Source organism: Salipaludibacillus sp. CF4.18 (genome assembly GCF_051262595.1).
GTDB classification, from domain to species: Bacteria; Bacillota; Bacilli; order Bacillales; family Salisediminibacteriaceae; genus Salipaludibacillus; species Salipaludibacillus neizhouensis.
Genome location: NZ_JBIMEV010000001.1, coordinates 21,657 through 39,897, shown reverse-complemented (window position 1 = coordinate 39,897; position 18,241 = coordinate 21,657). Strand labels below are relative to the sequence as shown.

Genomic DNA, 18,241 nt, shown 5'->3' with positions numbered 1-18,241 from the left:
GAGCAACACCGTTAGCCTCCTCGGACAGAAAACGTCCAGCCTAGTCTTCTCCAGATGCTTTTTTCCACTAGAGTCGACCGCCTTACTTCTACAAAGCTCTTTTTCTAAAAACAGCCGGTTTATATCTCTTTATATTTCTTTTCTATGCTGAATCATCGCAGGATGAAGGAGACAATCATAATCTCCGTTTTCTCCTAAGGAACGATAACTAAGCCCTAACAGTGTACGAGGACAAGAATATGCTTTTCCCTGCTCTTCTACCGTCACTTCGTCTGGTTTTATCGTCCAGAGAAACTCGAGCTCACTCCCTACTGTTCGAAAAGGGACAATGGAAACATTCCATGACAACTGGTCAAATGACTGAGTAATGTTGTCAGGTTTTTGTTTTGTTAAGTTAACAATATCTTCTGGGAATTGATTCTTAACTTTTGTCATATCTATAATCATTACTGGTTTTTTGGAAAAGGGATCAGTTAGTCGATTCCCACTGTCGACAAATCCTGTAAGCTCTAACGCTATCCCTGCAACTTTTACATTTACTTTCATAATTTCAGAGAACCGTATTTTCACCTCCTCAACAACTTCAAACCGCTTCTTCGTATAAAAATATAAAACTGGAAAACCAACTACAATGAACCCCCAACTAACAGGGCTACCAAATGCAAAACCATTGGTGGCAAAAGTACCCTGTAAAAATGAATGGTCTAAATTAAAATAATAATGTATACCTATTAACCCACCACCTATCGCAAAATTAACAAAGTAGAACATGAGGAGTGCCTGAAAGAAACTTCTAATTTGCTCGAAAGAAAATGTGATTAAAATAATAAGTACCGAATAAAGTGCTTTGTTAACCGGGTGAACCATAAATGCTGCTTCGGGTATAAACATGAAAAATACAAAACATGAAGCAAATAAGGCCCCAAAAACAAACCTTTTTTTAGATGTCTTTTTCTTCATAACAACTGATGTCAATATGAGTAACATCAGATCAATTAAAAAATTTAATAGCCATATCAAATCCAAATAGAGATTCATTATCTCCACCGTCCAACCTCGAATTTAAGGATAAGTATAGCCCACAAAAAGAACTAAGTCTGTCACTTCTTGCTATGAAAACCTTACTTATTTTGAGAGGTTTTCGAATTTTGTGTCACAAGAAATTTTGTGAACTATACGAATCATAAAAAGTATATAAATTCAGAGTAGTTTTACCCTGTCATGCAAAAAAAGAAGATTTATGAAGGAAAGTACCCTCAATAAATCTTCTTCTTAATTTGAACGTTGTTTATAATAGTATTCAAGTCCGCTCAAGGCGGTCGCCTCCGATTCTTCTAACTCTTTTACGTAACCCGAAGTTCTATAAATACATCCTATTAAGCTAATAAAAACGCTGCATATTTTGTCACATCCGGTAAATTTTTCTATATATTTATAAAACCGACATGAACTAAAAAAAGCCAGTTCCAAAAGTTTTTAGCTTTTGGAACTGGCTTTTTGATATTATATTATCTGTTTCGACGATTTCTTAAAAATGTTGGAATATCTAATGTATCCAATTCTTCTTCTGACTGTTGTGGTTGATTAGAAGTTGGCTTGGATTTTTCTTGTGTGGATGCAGTTTCAGTTCTAGTCTGCGAGCTTGGCTGACTAGATCTTTGCTGACCTAAAGAAGCACGACTGGACGGTGCCCTTTCCTTTGGTTGTTGCTGCTGCTCCATTTCAAATCCTGTTGCAATAACGGTAACAACGATTTCATCTTTTAAATTCTCATTTATTACTGAACCAAAAATCATGTTTACTTCGCTGTCAGACGCTGAAGATACGATTTCCGCTGCCTCATGAACTTCAAAAAGACTAAGATTGCTTCCGCCTGTAATATTCATCAGCACACCTTGTGCACCATCTACGCTTGTTTCCAATAATGGGGAAGAAATTGCTTTCTTAGCAGCTTCAGCAGCACGGTTTTCTCCAGTAGCAACACCTATTCCCATTAAAGCTGATCCTTTTTCACTCATGATTGTTTTCACATCAGCAAAATCCAGGTTAATAAGACCAGGAACTGCAATTAAATCAGAAATACCTTGGACACCTTGACGCAATACATTATCAGCCTCTCTGAACGCTTCAAGCATAGGAGTATTTTTATCAACAATCTCCAATAAGCGATCATTAGGAATGACAATAAGTGTATCCACTTTTTCCTTTAAAGCTGCAATTCCATTCGCGGCTTGCGACATTCTTTTTCGTCCTTCAAAAGTAAAAGGACGCGTAACAACACCAACCGTTAAAGCTCCTGCTTCTTTTGCAATTTCTGCAATGACTGGCGCTGCTCCTGTTCCAGTTCCTCCCCCCATTCCAGCGGTGATGAATACCATATCTGCGCCCGATAGTTGTTCTTCTAATTGATCACGACTTTCTTCTGCCGCTTTTTTTCCAATGTCAGGATTAGCACCAGCACCTAATCCCCTAGTGAGTTTACCACCTAACTGTAATTTATGATCTGCTTTAGAAAGATGTAGTGCTTGAGCATCTGTATTCACAGCAATAAAATCAACACCTTGAAGACCATTTTCGATCATTCGGTTTACTGCGTTACTTCCGCCGCCACCTACACCTATAACTTTTATTGTTGCTAATTGTTCCATATCTTGTTCAAATTCTAACATTTTCGATCCTCCAATCCATCCTCATTACATTTATATTTACTCAAAAAACATCTTAAACATATTCGAAACTTTTTTCTTCACACCTGGTTCTTCTTTTGAATTTTTAGAGTGTTTTGGTTGTCTAGATTGTTTTTGGTTTTCCTTACGCTCTTTACGATCTTCCTCATTCCCTTGAATTACTTCTTCTAAGCCTGAAGCAATTTCTTTCCCTTGGATTCGAACATTTCGGTATGCAAATGTAATAAGACCAATTCCATTTGTATATTGAGGCTCTCGTACGCCAATATAATCTGGAATAGCGACACGTACATTTTTCTGAAGTACATCTCGAGCAAGCTCGAGAACTCCTGGCATTTTAGCCGTTCCTCCAGTTAAAACGAAACCTCCAGACAAGTCTTGATACCCAAGTCTGTTAATTTCTTTTTGTACTAACAAGAACATTTCCTCTAGCCTAGGTTCTATAATGTTAGCAAGTTGCCATTGTGAAAACTCTTGTTTTTGATCACTACCAATCTCCGAAACTTCAAATGTTTCATCATCGGAGGCATGATCTACGAAAGCATGTCCATAACTTGTTTTTACTTTTTCCGCTTCTTCCGTTGACGTTCTAAATCCGACTGAGATGTCATTAGAAATGTGATCTCCACCAACTGGAATCTGACTAGTTCCTTGTAAAGATCCATCATCAAATATGGAGACAGTAGTAGATCCTCCACCCAAGTCAATAAGGGCCACACCTAAACTTTTTTCGTCTTTAGAGAGCGCGATAGAACCTGCTGCTAATGGCTGAAGGACAATATCGGCTACTTGCAGACCAGCTTTTTCGACACAACGCAATAGATTATGTAACATTGTTTTCGATCCGGTGATAATTGTTCCTTCCATTTCTAAACGGACACCTATCATGCCTCTTGGATCATTGATCTCATCTAGACCATCTACAATAAATTGCCGTGGAATAACATCGATAATTTCTCTTTCCGGTGGAATAGAGATCACTTGTGCAGCATCAATAACCCGGGTGATGTCTTCGTCCCCTATTTCACGATCGTTACTAGAGACAGCAACTACCCCATGGCAAGGCTGTAGTTGAATATGATTACCTGTTACACCAACGATGACATATTTGATGCTCATTCCTATCATTCTTTCTGCTTTTTCAACAGCTCTTTTGATAGATTGAACAGTTTGATCAATATCGACAATTGCTCCTCTTTTAATTCCTTCTGATTCAGACTCTCCTACTCCAATTATGTTCAAAGAGCCATTTGTCATTTCACCAATAATAACTCGTACCGATGAGGTTCCGATATCTAGAGTTACATATGTATCATGATTTTTCATTGGCTTGCACCTCCCTTAACCTGCTTTAAAGTTAATAAATGTTTTTTTTAATATGATAACTTAAAGGTTGTATTCAACAATTATATCTCATTACCTCTTTTTATGGGTATAAAAACAAAAAATGAAAAATATACCATTAGTCTTTCGTAGTACTATCACTCTTTTTTGTCCATTTTACAAGAAAAATCCGTCGAATAATTGCGATATTGTGAAATAAACGTACACCAAATGCAAAAACAGCTGCTAAATACAAGTCTACACCAAGATGAACACCGAGAAAAGCTAAACTAGCAGCTAGAAAAATATTTGTGAAAAATCCGGTAATAAATACCTTATCATCAAATGTTTTTTCCAAATGTGCTCGGATGCCACCAACGAGCGTATCCAAGGCTGCTAGTACCGCGATAGATAGATAACTTGAGTATTCATCCGATATTTGGAAGTCTGTAAGAAAACCAAATAATATTCCAATTATAAGAGCTAGAAGTGGCAACCACATTCAGGATCCCTCCTGTACTGGTTCCATGAACCGAACTCGATAGTCTTTCTCATAAGCCGGTAATTCCACTTGATTCACAGGAGTAGAGACAAGGCTTAAATTTTCATAAGAAAATAACTCTCTGGATTGGGAAGACATCATAGCATGGTGCATTGATTCCGGATCATCAGTAACCACTTTTATTTCTAATGGAAAATGACTGAGCCAACTACCGTTAACTAGCGTTCTGCCATTAGCTTCTCTAATAGCGGTAGTTGCTACATAACGTTGCATGTCAATGGCTATATGAGTCGCTCCCTGAATGTTCAGTTCATTAATAAGTAAACGCACCAGGTAAGGCGGAACTGATCTAATGGCACCCCCTTCATAATCTACATCAAAAGCAACATCAATTTTTAAGATTATTCCTGGCCCACTAACTTCTGTCAGTCCAGCTTGCTCCTGTAATTCAGTAATCACATCGCCCATGACCTCTTCAACATCCTCTGTCTGTTCCAATTGATACAGTATTTCGCGCTGTCTCTCTAGTTCTTCGTTTAATCTTTGCTGTTTTTCTTTTTCCGCCACTAAATCCTGCCTGAGTTCAGCCATATTCCGGCCTTCTCTATTTTCAGGTTCACTTACAGCTTGAAATTGTACAGCCACCATAAATCCAATAATTATCGTGACACAAGCAAAAATAGTCATTCTATTATTCATAGGTTCACCCCTTCTCAGAGAAGAAAGGATCTAATATAATTTCATTTCTTTTCTCAATACGAATATCAATATTTTGATTGACGAGCTGATCTTTTACTCCACCTACAAGATTCAAAGATTCATCTAATGTTTCACTGTCACCGATTGCCGTTACTTCAAAAGGTGCGAATGACGTTTCTCCATCAATCTCGATCACAGGCCCTATGCATTGGATATACGACTGCTGGTGTATTCTATGACCATTTACAGCAATAGCCTCTGCCCCGGCAACGAGAAGTTCATCTACGATTTGTTGGATATGCTGTTCATGGACAATGTAATGATTGGGATTGTCTTCACCTGGCACATATTCTGCATCATCTAGCTTGACATGGATTCCTTCTCCACTCACGCCAACAGACCCAGTAACCATTCGAAGTTGATCAATATCTTCCACCAAATTCAAATACAAGCGCTCAGAAGTCGAAATATCGTCTTCCACCGTTTTAATTTGACTCTGAACCTCTCTTAAACTATCCGTAAGCTTTTGATTTACTTGCTGTTCGGAAATGACCTCATTACGAAGTTCATCTTCTTCTTGCCACTGGGAATCAGACAAAGGAGGACCTTGTTGGTTTGTATGACTTGTGTACTGGTAACTTAACGAAACAAGAAAACCAGTAATCAAGAGAACAAACGAGAACATCACATGTTTACCCTTCACCCTCAATGCCCTCAACCTCCTCTTCGTCTATTTCTTCCTCTTCCACTTCAAAACTTTCAAAATAAGGATTCATCCTCATATGAACGATCCCATCAATCTCGGGATCTAACTGGTCAACGACAGCAGGATACGGGGTAATCCTTACAGAAAAATCCCTTATAGTTGAACTTACTGTAAATCCATCATTCATCAACAACGTAATTCGGGTAGGATCATTTTCCGTAGGTTCCAGAGTAATTTCTGAAATACGCTCAAATATCCCTTTTGGAGTTTTCGAGAGTTGAGATGCCATCTGTACTCTTAACTCCTCCGTTTCAAAATTTCGTAAAACGGGTGCATCATATGGGACAACATCCTGGGCAGGATCTTTTGAATATTGCTCACCAGTTTCCAAGACGGGGAAAAAAGTATTCTCCTCTTGAACATAGGCAATATGTGCATATTCCTGAACATCTATTATGATACTATTTAAAAATTCCCTTGAAAGTTCAATACTCGATACAGCCTCGTGAGACGTAATCTTTTTAGAAACTTCTTCTTCATTCAAATTCCACATACTCACTCCATCAAGCAAGCCGGATTGTTCAATCACCCATTCTGAATTCGCGTAATCATTTCCTTTTACTTTTACTTGTTGGACATGACTGTACGAACTTTGAAAATAGATAATGAATAACATTAATAAAAAGAAGATTGACACATACAAGATTAATCGTCGATTGGTCCGTTGTTTTCTTCGAGCTTTGAGTTTAGGAATTCTCTCTTCAATTTCAACTACTTTCTTTTCTTTCATACATCTTCCTCCATCGTATAGCAAGGGATTGAATGAGAAAACCAATTTTCAGTTTATCGACAAATAAAGACGATTTCCTGCTTCTCTCCATCATAACGCAGTTATTTACTCTTGTAAGGAAAATCACTTATTTTATTATGTGATTTATTGTAAATCAGAGCTATCCTTTGCAAGTGGAACAAATTCCACTTCCGTTTGTAATTGTATTTCAAATCGCTCTTCAACCTTATCCCGAACATACTGAATAAGTTTGAGCACATCTTCAGCCTTTGCATCCCCTTTATTGATAATAAAATTTCCATGTACAGAAGATACTTCTGCATCTCCAATCGAAAATCCTTTTAACCCCAGCTCTTCTATTAACTTCCCTGCATGATTTGGTAACGGATTTCTGAACACACTTCCGCAACAAGGATCTGTCCAAGGTTGTGTCTCTTTTCGATAGGATTTATTTTTTAATAAATCTCCGCGAATAGAACTAGCATTTCCTTGTTCCATTTGGAATTCTGCTGCAACACAAATGCCACCATTCCTTTGTAAAACTGATGTTCTATAATCAAAATTCAATTCTTGATTGGTCAACCATTTTAAACTGCCATCCAGGAAAAGGATTAAAGCTTTCGTTAAGATAGAGGAAATATCTGCCCCATGAGCCCCTGCATTCATATACACGGCTCCTCCTAACGATCCTGGGATACCAGCAGCAAACTCAAGTCCTGAGTATCCTTTTTTACTAAGAATAGTAGCTAATTTAATAAGGGAGCATCCGGCCTCTACCGTTAATAAAGTTCCTTTTAATGTGTAACTGGCCATTTGGTCTCCAAGCTTAATCACCACACCTGGAATACCTTCATCAGAAATGAGAACGTTAGACCCTCTACCTAAGATAAATAAAGGAAGGTTCCTAGCCGTAATTGCACGTAAAGCTGATTGTAGTCCTTTTAGGGAACTCGGTTCATACAAAATAGAAGCTGCCCCACCTATTTTCCAAGTAGTATGATTCTTTAAAGATTCATCTACTTTCACTACTCCAACGTCTAATGACTCCAATTCATTAGCTAATTGTCTCATTTAATCCCCCATTTCCCAACCCTTCGCCTATAAGACACTTTGAATCATTTTTTTGATATCTTCTGCAGCATTTGGTTTACCAAGCGATAAGGCTCCTTTTTTCATACTTTCCCAAACAAAATCATCATTTAATATATGATCAATATCAGATAATAATTGTTCTGAGGAAACATCTTTCTCAAGAATAACCTTCGCAGCATTCTCTTTTTCCAGTGATCTCGCATTTTTTTCTTGATGATTATTTGTCACATACGGGCTAGGAATAAGGATAGAAGGAAGACCTACAGCTGTGATTTCTGCTAATGTAGTAGCCCCTGCTCTTGCAACTAACAGGTCAACCTCGTGTAATATAGCCGGCATATCATCTATATAAGGTACACAAACCATTCGATGACTATCTTCTTCCGATAAATGATCCTTGACATTATTATAATGAGCTTCACCTGTGACATATAAACATTGGTAATTTTTCCCTCTCCATAAAGGGAAAGTCTCTATCATGGCATCATTAATTGGTTTAGCTCCGCGACTTCCACCTACGACAAGTACTGTTTTTTTAGTTGGATCTAACCCAAGCTCTTTTAAACGATTTTTCCCATCTTCTCTCCTTAGGGCAACGGCTTCCGTTGCTCTTGGATTCCCTGTAAATACAACCTTACTTTCAGGAAAGTACTTCGCAGAATCCGGAAAAGAGATTGCGATTTTGGTCACATATTTTGCTAGAAACTTATTCGTTAGACCTGGGACACTATTCTGCTCATGAATGAGTGTAGGTATGTTTCTTTTAGCGGCCGCATAAACAACCGGTCCGCAAACATAACCGCCAGTTCCTATGACTACATCGGGTTTAAATTCTTTTATATATTTTTTGGCCACCCTGACAGCATTTAAAAACCGATAAACTGTTCGTATATTCTCCAAGGATAGCTTTCGTTTAAAACCTGAAATTTTGACCGTTTTAAAAGGGATTCCCTCTTTTGGAACAATAGAAGCTTCTAAACCATTATCCGTGCCAATATATAAGCATTCAAGCGAATGATCTTGTTTTTCTAAATGTCTAATAAGTGCTAGAGCGGGATAAATATGCCCACCCGTTCCTCCACCTGAAATTAATACCTTCATCAATATCCTCCTAATAACCGTTACCTAAAGATTCGTTAAACAATGTATTCTATCACGATAGTAAGGTTGCCATTATAATCTAATCATTCTTATTTTAACCGATATATAGAGTGATTTTAAGTGTATTTTAAATTCTTATTTATTTTTTTTAGTAATTCGATCATCTTAACGTAAAAAACAATAAGAAAAACTGCATTGCAGTCATTAAAAAGTTTTTTGTCTTATTTTCTATTTTGTTTCTTTTGTTATCATGGTAGGTTGTTTGGAAGAATTACCGCTCGCTTTCCGTGGATGATCCGCGAGCCTCCTCGAGCAAACGAACGCTCTGCGGGGTCTCGCTTGGATCATTCTTCCACGGGAGTCTCGCGGATTCTTCCAAACAACAATTTTTATAAAGGCAGTTACGTAATCGTTATTGTTTCTGATAAAAATAACCAATAAGCTTTTAGAAAATCCATCTACGTTGATTTTTTTAAGAAAAGCGCATAGCGTCTTATAATTAAAATAGCTGCTTTCTTAACCCTGAATTTATAAAAGCTCGGAGTAGCGAAGGCGGCGACTCTTGCGGGATTAGCAATAGCTGAAGACCCCACAGGGTGGTTTTTCCCGAGGAGACTGAAGCATTGCCCGCGGAAAGCGTCCGCCTAAAGCGGATTCAAGCACCTCTGTCCAAAGTAATACAACAATTTCATTAAAACTAAGAAATTTATAAATTAACGTTTTAAAAAATCACATTCGTCCTCAAGAAACATCGTCTGAATCTTTCTTACCATATAAAAAAACGCCTACTTTCTTCAGCAGGCGCCCTATTAAAATTAGTCTAAGCGGGAGTATGACGACTAATATTTAATAATATTCCAATTGTAGTAAGCATAATTGTTAATGAAGAACCGCCGTAACTCATCAAAGGTAATGTAATTCCAGTAACAGGCATTAACCCGATTACTACGCTAACGTTTATCATTACTTGAAAAGCAATCATCGCCGTGATTCCAGCAGCAAACAATGTACCAAATAAATCTGGTGCATAAAGAGCAATTCTAATCCCTCTCCATAAAAGAACTGCAAAACAGATTAGCACAAATCCACCACCGATAAAGCCAAGTTCTTCTGTAAGAATAGCAAAGATAAAATCGGTCTGAGGCTCAGGGAGATAGAAATACTTCTGACGACTTTCTCCAAATCCTAATCCAAGTAAGCCTCCAGGAGCAATTGCATAGAGAGATTGAATAATTTGAAAGCCACCCCCTAGAGGATCTTCCCAAGGATTTAAAAACGACGTAATTCTTTGAATACGATAAGGAGCTGAAGCGATTAAACCTATGAATCCAACGATACCAATACACCCTAATATTACAAAATGAGAAATCCTCGCCCCTGCAATAAATATCATCAGCACACTAGTTAAAATCATCACTGCCCCAGTTCCTAAATCCGGTTGGAGCATAATAAGCCCAAACGCAAGAAACAAAAGTGCCAAAGTAGGTATTAAACCTTTCTTCCATGTCACAATAAACTTTTGATTAACAGAAATGTATGACGCTAAAAATAATATCATCGCTAATTTCATGAACTCAGAAGGTTGGATCGAAAAAGCTCCAATCCCTAACCAACTCTGAGCCCCCCCTCTTACCAAACCTACACCTGGAATTAGTACGATGAGAAGGAGCAGGAAACAAACCCACAACGCTGCTTTTGAAAGGTCTCTCCATCTCCAATAGTCTATTTGGGTCATTAAAAACATAGAGACGAAACCAAGCGCAACAAAAATGAGCTGACGTTTCACAAAGAAATATGCGTCATCAAATCGATACTCTGCAGAAACAGAGCTCGCACTGTAAACCATCAAACATCCAACAGTCACGAGCATTAACGTGACAATAACTAAAAATATATCCGGTGAAGACCTAACTCTAGGCATAGAAAGAACCTCCATTCTTCATCAAGCTCCTTGAATGGAGGATCGCCAAGTAAAGAAGCTTGATTACATGTCTTTACTAACTATACCTATGAAAAATTAGGACAATCATTCCTGTAAGTTTTCATTAAATATTCTTTTAACAACACGTGTAAATTCATCGCCTCGTTGTTCGAATGTTCTGAATTGATCCCAGGATGCACAAGCTGGTGATAAAAGGATCACTTCACCTGAGACAGACTTCTCAAATGCTAGCCTCGTCGCTTCTTCTAAAGAAGACACCGTTTTGATAAATGGCACATTTGCTTTTCTTGCTGCTTCTGCTATCGCTTCTTTTGTCTCCCCATATGAAACTATCTTCGACACGTGTTCGGATAGCAGCGGAATCAAGCCATCAAAGGAAAGCCCTCTGTCTAATCCACCGGCGATTAAAACAATTGGTTGTTTAAATGCACGTAATGCAGTCACCGTTGCCGGAACATTCGTTGCTTTCGAATTATTATAGAAACTTCTTCCAACCGCTTCTCCAACATATTCTAGACGATGTTTCACTCCTGCAAACGTCCTTAGTACATGTTTCACCTGATCCACCTTGCCTCCCGCTAATATAGCAGCAGTCGCCGCGGCCAAAGCATTGGATAAATTATGTTCACCTGGAAGTGATAATTCTTTTGCCTCCATTAACCGATGGTTAAATACCTTTATCCAACCATCTTCAATCGAAGCGCCATTCTGTATCGTCACTTTAGTGGAAAATGGGATTAACTCTGCTTTCGCTTCCTGAACGATATCGCTAACAAGAGGATCATCTGCATTATAAATCAAGTAATCACTGTCGGATTGATTCAAAAAAATGTTTTTCTTAGCATTCATATATTCATCCATCGAGCCGTGATAATCAATATGTGCTTCCACTAAGTTTAAGAAAACTGCAATTCTTGGTGTAAATGTTTCAATGCCCATTAGCTGAAAACTGGACAATTCTACAACCATTTCATGCTGTGTAGTTGCCTGCTGAGCCACACCGCAAGAGACTTCCCCTATATTCCCAGCTAATAACGGTTCTTTTTCACCGCCATATAGCATCTCACCTATATACGTCGTTGTTGTTGTTTTACCATTCGATCCAGTAATACCAATCATTTCTGCTTCGGAAATTAAATACGCAAGTTCAACTTCTGTGTAAACTGGCAGCTTCATGTCAATTGCCTTAACTACCAGTGGATGATCGTACCTTATACCTGGATTTTTCACGACATAATCGACTGTTTTGTTAATTAAATTTTCTGGATGCGAGCCGCAAACTACGGATATTCCAAGCTTCTCTAACTCTTGGGCTTGTGTATTTTCTTCATAAGGTTTTTGATCATTAACTGTTACCTTTGCGCCGAGCTTATGCAACAATCTGGCAGCCTCGGTACCACTTTTAGCCAATCCAATAACGAGCACATTTTTTTCTTCAAATTTTTTAATCATTTTCATGTCATCCACACCTCTAAATAAACGCCGGTTACAGCAAATAAAATTCCAACTGCCCAAAATGTTACAACAACACGCCATTCACTCCAGCCCGAAAGCTCATAATGATGGTGAAGAGGACTCATTTTGAAAATCCTTTTCCCCCTTGTTTTAAAGGAAATCACTTGGATAATGACTGATAAGGTTTCAATAACGAAAACTCCTCCTACGATCACGAGTAAAAGCTCCATTTTCGTTAAAATTGCTATCATCGCAAGAGCTCCCCCAAGTGCTAATGAACCTGTATCCCCCATAAATACTTTTGCAGGATGTGCATTAAACACTAGAAACCCTAATACTGCACCTACAACAGCTACAGAAAACAAAGAAACTGTGAGCATACCTGTTGAATAAGCAATAATAGCAAACGCCCCAAAAGCAACTGCTGATGACCCTGCCACAAGTCCATCCAATCCATCCGTTAAGTTAACGGCATTACTTGCACCAACAAGCATGATGATAATCAATGGAAAATAAAAGACCCCAATATCCACTGCCAATTCCGTTCCTGGTATACGAATATCTGTGGATAAACCTGCCTGTACGAGCACAATGTAAACGAGAGTTGAGATCCCTACCTGAGCAAAGAATTTTTGCTTTGAAGTTAATCCTAAATTTCTTTTTTTGGCTACTTTTATATAATCGTCTAAAAATCCTAGTAATCCGAATCCTGCTGTTACTAAAAGCAACAACCAAACTTCTACACCGATAGTATGAAATTGCCCTGCCATAACGAGCGTAGATAGAACGATAGAAAAGATAATCATCACTCCACCCATTGTCGGTGTACCTGTTTTTTTCTGGTGAGACTTTGGACCTTCATCTCGAATACTTTGACCAAATTTTAATCTCTTTAAAAAAGGGATAAAAATTGGCGATAGTACTACCGTTAACAAAAATGACACTAATAATGTAAATAACAAACCTTGTTCCAACATGAAAGGAACTCCTTTCTAACCTCTATTCAATTCTGTAATTATTTGTTCTAGTAGTGCTCTATTTGCTCCTCTGTATAAGATTAAACTAGAGGAATTAATGAGTTCTTTAAGCATATCAACTGTTTTAGCGTGATTTGGAAAGTGCCTAGTTATAAGTGTATCATTTGTCAATCTGTTTAATGCCTCTGTCACCCAAAAAGCTTTTTCTCCTATTGTTATCACATGCGTGATGGGGTCTGCTAACTTAGAAGCAAAAATTTCATGAAGCGTAATATCCAAGGGGGTAGATTGAAATCCTTCATCAACAATAACTACCCTATTTTCAAAAGAGTGTAAATACTTGACCATGTTAATACTATATTCAACATCACTGTGTTCTACTTTCTCATGGTCGAAAACTACTATAGAACCCGGAGCATTTCCTTTTACATCTAACCCCAGATCTTCCATAGTCAGATCCTTTAATGAGTGAGCTATCTGGTCCGCACCTATTCCTAAGTGAAGACCTGCTGCAATGGATGGTACGACACACTTCAGGTGATTGCTCAAATAAATTGGAATAATGAAATCAATGAGGATACCTTCCATTTGAAATCGGAGCGAATCTTCCTTTGTTTGAACAGATTTAATACTGAAAATATTACTGTCTTCGTAGCCAATTGTCATGACATCTGTTTTCCATTCACCTTCAGCGATCGGACGATCCCCGTCCATCACAACAGTACCGGTTGCCTTCATACCTTCTACGATAGAAATCGCTTGGGTATTTCCTCCAGTATTCTCACTAATAATTGCTAAAGAAGGCTTTACAATTTCACTTATTCTACTCACATGTGATGTTTTAGTAGAAGGAACATCCATAATAAGAACATCCGTATTACTTGGCATAGAAAGGATTGTTTCAAGTACATGAAGGACAGTGACACTGCTCCCACCTTCATATACAACAAACGATTGATCGAGTACTTTTTTCAGAATTTTTTTAGTGGCTACTCTTGAGTAGTCACCTAGAACCACGATTGTAGTTGGATCTACATTAAACAAGTATTCATCTGCCATTCTTTCAAGCGCAAGATGGACATTATCAACGTAAAAGATTGGGAAACTTTCAGGCAGAGTAGTTGGAAGTTCTATTCCGTTCTGCCAAAAACTACCGACTGCACCATTTTCTATGGCTGTTTCAATTAGTTGGTGTCCATCAAAACCACCATCGATAATCGGAGCATATATAATACCTTGTTTAATTCTATTACTATCGGTACTTACACCGGCAGAAACAAAATTAAATGTAAACTTTCCGCTAATCCGATCAGAAACAGTCTTGATGAGTTGATAATCAATATCGCCATTCATCTTATATCCGCTCCCTCATCGCTTCCCTTGCAATTTCCCGGTCATCAAAGGAGAAAGTTTGATCACCAATGATTTGGTATGTTTCATGACCTTTACCTGCAATCAAGATTACTTCGTCTTGACTCGCTTGATTAATTGCAGTAATAATAGCGGTTTTCCTGTCTTCTATGATTTTATATCTATCTCCTTTAATTCCTTGTTTCATGTCATAAAGGATTGATAGGGGCTCCTCAGAACGAGGATTATCAGATGTTAAATAAACAAAATCAGCCAATTCATCTGCTATCGAAGCCATGAGAGGTCTTTTTGAACGATCACGATCTCCCCCGCAACCAATAATGACGGAAACTTTTCCTTTAGCAAAACCTTTGATCGTTTCCAGCACATTTTTTAAACTGTCTGGAGTATGGGCATAGTCTACAATGACGTGATAAGGTGTATCTCCTTCTATTCTTTCAAACCTTCCTGAAACGCCTTTTATAGCTTCTACACTTGTTTTAATAGAAGATAATGGCACTCCACTCGCATACGCTGCTGCGGCTGCTGCAAGTACGTTATACACGGAAAAAAGTCCGGTTAAATAAAGTTTAAACAGGTACTCCTCCCCCGCTACTTCCAATGTAAAGTTCGTGCCATCTTCCCGGATCTTTACATCTTTCGCACGGAAGTCAGCTTGTTCCTCGATGCCATAAGTAATAATGGGTACTGCTGTCATTGTTTCCAGCGTATTAAAATGTTTATCATCCACATTTAAAACAGCAGTTTTTTTCACACTCTTATCAAAGTTACTGCCAAGTTGTGCAAAAAGTAATCCTTTTGCCTGTCCATATTTTTCCATCGTGCCATGATAATCCAGGTGGTCCTGAGAAAGGTTTGTAAAAACACCAATATTAAAGTCTGTTCCGTGGACTCGCCCTAATTCTAACGCGTGGGAAGAGACTTCCATTGTCACCGCTTCAACATTTTCTTTCACCATTTCCGCAAATTCTTTTTGCAATACGAGTGATTCCGGTGTTGTATTTTTCACACTGATTTCTTTTCCTTTGTACTTCATGTACATTGTACCAATTATACCTGTTTCCATTTTGAAATCAGATAAAATTTTCTCGATAATATGTGTCGTAGTCGTTTTGCCGTTTGTACCAGTCACACCAATCATATGTAATTTTGAACTAGGTAGTCCATAAAAATGAGCAGAAAGAATAGCCATTGCACGTTTGACATCTCTCACTTTAATCATTGGAACGTCTATAGTCAGCTCTTTTTCTACAACTAAAGCAACAGCTCCTTTCTGAATCGCCTGCTCAGCAAATTCGTGTCCATCTACTGTAAAACCAGGAACACAGAAAAATAAGCTGTTTTTCTTAACGAGACGAGAATCCATTTCAACATGGGTAATTTCAGGATTCTTTGTTCCGATATATTCAAAGGATGGTAATACCTCCGTCAGTGTTTTTAAATCGGTCATTTTGCTCCCTCTTTCATGTACTTCTTTTTTTATAAGGCAGCACCTACAACCAAATCATAGGTGCTGACCCTTTAACATTTTACTGTTCTTCTTCGGTTTTGTCACCCAAATATATTCGAATTGTTGAACCTGTTTCTATTCTAGTTCCTGGATCAGGCGATTGTGAAACTACTTCCGTGCCATCCCCACTAATATCTAACTCAATATCATAGTAAGCATCAAAAATCTCGCGCTTCGTTAAGCCTAATAAATCGGGTACTTCTATAACTGGTATGTCAGACCATGCCTCTTCTTTTTCTACTTGCTCTTTTCTTCTTGGAACGTCTAGAGCACGTAAACTATCTTCAATAATATTTCCAACGATTGGAGCAGCTACAACCCCACCAAACTGTATCGTATCTTTTGGATTATCAATGGCCACATAAACAACAATTTCAGGATCATCAGCTGGAGCAAAACCAATAAAGGATACAATATGGTTATTTTCTAAATATTTTCCGTCTTTTGCCTTCTGAGCCGTACCGGTTTTACCACCGACTCGGTATCCATCTACAAAAGCACCCCGTCCTGTTCCTTTAGCAACAACATATTCTAAAGCTCTACGAATTTCCGCAGAGGTTTCCTCAGAGATAACTTGTTTTTTCACTACTGATTCTTTCTTACTTATGGTGTCTCCAGTTGCGCCGTCTAACCATTCTTTGGCTAAATACGGTTCGTATAAAGTACCTCCATTTATTGCAGCAGAAACCGCAGTAACTTGTTGAATCGGTGTTACAGAGACCCCTTGACCGAATGAAGTTGTCGCCAGTTCAAGAGGACCAACTACATCCAAATCAAATAGTATCCCTGTCCCCTCTCCTTGTAAATCAATTCCCGTTTCATTACCAAAACCAAAGTCATCGATATATTTAAAAAGTTTTTCTTTCCCTAATCTTTCGCCCAGTTCAACAAAACCCGGGTTACAAGAATTTTGGACAACTTCTAAAAAAGTTTGCTCCCCATGCCCGCCTTTTTTCCAACATTTTAATCTTTTACCAGAAACTTTTACATACCCTGGATCATAAAAATTATCTTCGTCGAGATCTACAACTCCTTCTTCTAGGGCTGCAGCAAGTGTGATAATTTTAAACGTTGACCCTGGCTCGTACGTACTCCAAATTGGTTTATTTTGATTATAAATATCCGGTGGCACTTCCTGAAACCTTTCCGGATCATAATCTGGCCGGGATGACATTGCAAGAACCTCTCCTGTTTTTGGATCCATCGCAATAGCCATAGCTCCATCTGGATTATAGGTAGCTTCGGCTTCATCAAGTTCCCTCTCGATAATTGTCTGCACGTTGGAATCAATCGTCAATTTTAAATCATCACCATTTTCGGGAGGCGTGTAACGATCTGCTAAGTTAGGCATTCTCTGTCCCTTAGCATCAGAGTAAAAGGATACATACCCTTTTTCCCCAGCCAATTGTTCATCATAAAATAATTCGATACCAGTAAGGCCTTGGTTATCAATTCCGGCAAACCCTAATACGTGAGACAAATACTTTCCATACGGATAGTGTCGCCTATTATCTTCAGCAATATAAACGCCCTCCAGCTGCAAAAGACGAACTTCATTTGCTAATTCATTCGATATTTTTCTTCCCTCCGGATTTATGCGCACAATAGACGTATTTTGAGTCACATATTCATATGCTTTTTCAGGAGTCATATGGAGCACCTTGGCTAATTGCTCCGAAACCTTTACAGGATCCTTTATTTGCCTTGGAACAACTAATACGGTAGGAGCAGTGACATTTATCGCGAGCGATTCGCCATTTCGGTCAAGGATATCTCCCCTTTCCGCTTCAAAAGGAATATTTCTACCCCATGACTCTTCTGCCTTTTCAGAAATCTCCTCACCCATAACTACTTGCACGTACCATAAACGTGCTCCCATAATTAAAAACAGTACTACCCCCGCAATTAAAGTAAATATGAGTCTTTTTCTTACCGTTACAAAGGATACAGTTTTCATAAACAACCTCCTCACCAATCACTTGGTTCAGACATATGAAAAAAATGGACAGGTTAGAACGAAGCCACTGAAATATTATCTAAGAAAAACGGCTTAGCCTGCTTTTATGAAATACAGCGTGATCTTTAG

Annotated in this window: 15 protein-coding genes; all 15 read right to left on the bottom strand. The window is 38.3% G+C overall.

Going from position 1 to position 18,241, the window contains the following annotated elements:
- Positions 1 to 129: 129 nt before the first annotated feature.
- Positions 130 to 1,038, bottom strand: a complete 909-nt coding sequence (gene spoIIGA / locus ACHABW_RS00200) for a sigma-E processing peptidase SpoIIGA (protein WP_435753560.1) — start codon at positions 1,036 to 1,038, stop codon at positions 130 to 132.
- A gap of 470 nt (positions 1,039 to 1,508) precedes the next feature.
- The gene (gene ftsZ / locus ACHABW_RS00195; protein WP_435753559.1) at positions 1,509 to 2,669 is read right to left on the bottom strand and encodes a cell division protein FtsZ; all 1,161 of its coding nucleotides are present in this window, start codon (positions 2,667 to 2,669) and stop codon (positions 1,509 to 1,511) included.
- 36 nt (positions 2,670 to 2,705) lie between these two features.
- Positions 2,706 to 4,013 (bottom strand): cell division protein FtsA, encoded by a 1,308-nt coding sequence (gene ftsA, locus ACHABW_RS00190; protein WP_435753558.1) that lies wholly within the window; start codon positions 4,011 to 4,013, stop codon positions 2,706 to 2,708.
- Positions 4,014 to 4,149: 136 nt separating this feature from the next.
- A complete protein-coding gene (locus ACHABW_RS00185) occupies positions 4,150 to 4,512 on the bottom strand; it encodes a small basic family protein (protein WP_110936446.1) in 363 nt (120 codons plus the stop codon).
- A complete protein-coding gene (locus tag ACHABW_RS00180) occupies positions 4,513 to 5,211 on the bottom strand; it encodes a DUF881 domain-containing protein (RefSeq protein WP_435753557.1) in 699 nt (232 codons plus the stop codon).
- A gap of 4 nt (positions 5,212 to 5,215) precedes the next feature.
- Positions 5,216 to 5,914 carry a DUF881 domain-containing protein gene (locus tag ACHABW_RS00175; protein WP_435753778.1) on the bottom strand — a complete coding sequence of 233 codons (699 nt, stop codon included), beginning with the start codon at positions 5,912 to 5,914 and terminating at the stop codon, positions 5,216 to 5,218.
- Positions 5,904 to 6,707: a cell division protein FtsQ/DivIB gene (locus ACHABW_RS00170; RefSeq protein ID WP_435753556.1), complete on the bottom strand. Its 804-nt coding sequence runs from the start codon at positions 6,705 to 6,707 to the stop codon at positions 5,904 to 5,906. Before ACHABW_RS00170 ends, ACHABW_RS00175 begins: the two co-directional genes overlap by 11 nt.
- A gap of 144 nt (positions 6,708 to 6,851) precedes the next feature.
- A complete protein-coding gene (gene murB, locus ACHABW_RS00165; RefSeq protein WP_435753555.1) occupies positions 6,852 to 7,778 on the bottom strand; it encodes a UDP-N-acetylmuramate dehydrogenase in 927 nt (308 codons plus the stop codon).
- Positions 7,779 to 7,805: 27 nt separating this feature from the next.
- A complete protein-coding gene (gene murG / locus ACHABW_RS00160; protein WP_435753554.1) occupies positions 7,806 to 8,900 on the bottom strand; it encodes an undecaprenyldiphospho-muramoylpentapeptide beta-N-acetylglucosaminyltransferase in 1,095 nt (364 codons plus the stop codon).
- An 820-nt stretch (positions 8,901 to 9,720) separates the two neighbouring features.
- A complete protein-coding gene (spoVE, locus tag ACHABW_RS00155; RefSeq protein WP_110936452.1) occupies positions 9,721 to 10,821 on the bottom strand; it encodes a stage V sporulation protein E in 1,101 nt (366 codons plus the stop codon).
- Positions 10,822 to 10,926: 105 nt separating this feature from the next.
- On the bottom strand, positions 10,927 to 12,300 hold the full coding sequence (gene murD / locus ACHABW_RS00150; RefSeq protein ID WP_435753553.1) for a UDP-N-acetylmuramoyl-L-alanine--D-glutamate ligase: 1,374 nt from the start codon (positions 12,298 to 12,300) through the stop codon (positions 10,927 to 10,929).
- Positions 12,297 to 13,274 (bottom strand): phospho-N-acetylmuramoyl-pentapeptide-transferase, encoded by a 978-nt coding sequence (gene mraY, locus ACHABW_RS00145; RefSeq protein ID WP_110936454.1) that lies wholly within the window; start codon positions 13,272 to 13,274, stop codon positions 12,297 to 12,299. Before mraY ends, murD begins: the two co-directional genes overlap by 4 nt.
- 15 nt (positions 13,275 to 13,289) lie before the next feature.
- Positions 13,290 to 14,627 carry a hypothetical protein gene (locus tag ACHABW_RS00140; protein WP_435753552.1) on the bottom strand — a complete coding sequence of 446 codons (1,338 nt, stop codon included), beginning with the start codon at positions 14,625 to 14,627 and terminating at the stop codon, positions 13,290 to 13,292.
- A gap of 1 nt (position 14,628) precedes the next feature.
- Positions 14,629 to 16,095 carry a UDP-N-acetylmuramoyl-L-alanyl-D-glutamate--2,6-diaminopimelate ligase gene (locus ACHABW_RS00135; protein ID WP_435753551.1) on the bottom strand — a complete coding sequence of 489 codons (1,467 nt, stop codon included), beginning with the start codon at positions 16,093 to 16,095 and terminating at the stop codon, positions 14,629 to 14,631.
- Between the two features lie 79 nt (positions 16,096 to 16,174).
- Positions 16,175 to 18,112, bottom strand: coding sequence for a stage V sporulation protein D (locus ACHABW_RS00130; protein ID WP_435753550.1), 1,938 nt, complete (start codon positions 18,110 to 18,112; stop codon positions 16,175 to 16,177).
- Positions 18,113 to 18,241 lie beyond the last annotated feature (129 nt).

What these genes read in the sequence shown, in the direction of transcription:
- spoIIGA (WP_435753560.1), bottom strand. Translation starts at nt 1,038, where the DNA reads ATGAATCTCTATTTGGATTTGATATGGCTATTAAATTTTTTAATTGAT.
- ftsZ (WP_435753559.1), bottom strand. Translation starts at nt 2,669, where the DNA reads ATGTTAGAATTTGAACAAGATATGGAACAATTAGCAACAATAAAAGTT.
- ftsA (WP_435753558.1), bottom strand. Translation starts at nt 4,013, where the DNA reads ATGAAAAATCATGATACATATGTAACTCTAGATATCGGAACCTCATCG.
- ACHABW_RS00185 (WP_110936446.1), bottom strand. Translation starts at nt 4,512, where the DNA reads ATGTGGTTGCCACTTCTAGCTCTTATAATTGGAATATTATTTGGTTTT.
- ACHABW_RS00180 (WP_435753557.1), bottom strand. Translation starts at nt 5,211, where the DNA reads ATGAATAATAGAATGACTATTTTTGCTTGTGTCACGATAATTATTGGA.
- ACHABW_RS00170 (WP_435753556.1), bottom strand. Translation starts at nt 6,707, where the DNA reads ATGAAAGAAAAGAAAGTAGTTGAAATTGAAGAGAGAATTCCTAAACTC.
- murB (WP_435753555.1), bottom strand. Translation starts at nt 7,778, where the DNA reads ATGAGACAATTAGCTAATGAATTGGAGTCATTAGACGTTGGAGTAGTG.
- murG (WP_435753554.1), bottom strand. Translation starts at nt 8,900, where the DNA reads ATGAAGGTATTAATTTCAGGTGGAGGAACGGGTGGGCATATTTATCCC.
- spoVE (WP_110936452.1), bottom strand. Translation starts at nt 10,821, where the DNA reads ATGCCTAGAGTTAGGTCTTCACCGGATATATTTTTAGTTATTGTCACG.
- murD (WP_435753553.1), bottom strand. Translation starts at nt 12,300, where the DNA reads ATGAAAATGATTAAAAAATTTGAAGAAAAAAATGTGCTCGTTATTGGA.
- mraY (WP_110936454.1), bottom strand. Translation starts at nt 13,274, where the DNA reads ATGTTGGAACAAGGTTTGTTATTTACATTATTAGTGTCATTTTTGTTA.
- ACHABW_RS00140 (WP_435753552.1), bottom strand. Translation starts at nt 14,627, where the DNA reads ATGAATGGCGATATTGATTATCAACTCATCAAGACTGTTTCTGATCGG.
- ACHABW_RS00135 (WP_435753551.1), bottom strand. Translation starts at nt 16,095, where the DNA reads ATGACCGATTTAAAAACACTGACGGAGGTATTACCATCCTTTGAATAT.
- ACHABW_RS00130 (WP_435753550.1), bottom strand. Translation starts at nt 18,112, where the DNA reads ATGAAAACTGTATCCTTTGTAACGGTAAGAAAAAGACTCATATTTACT.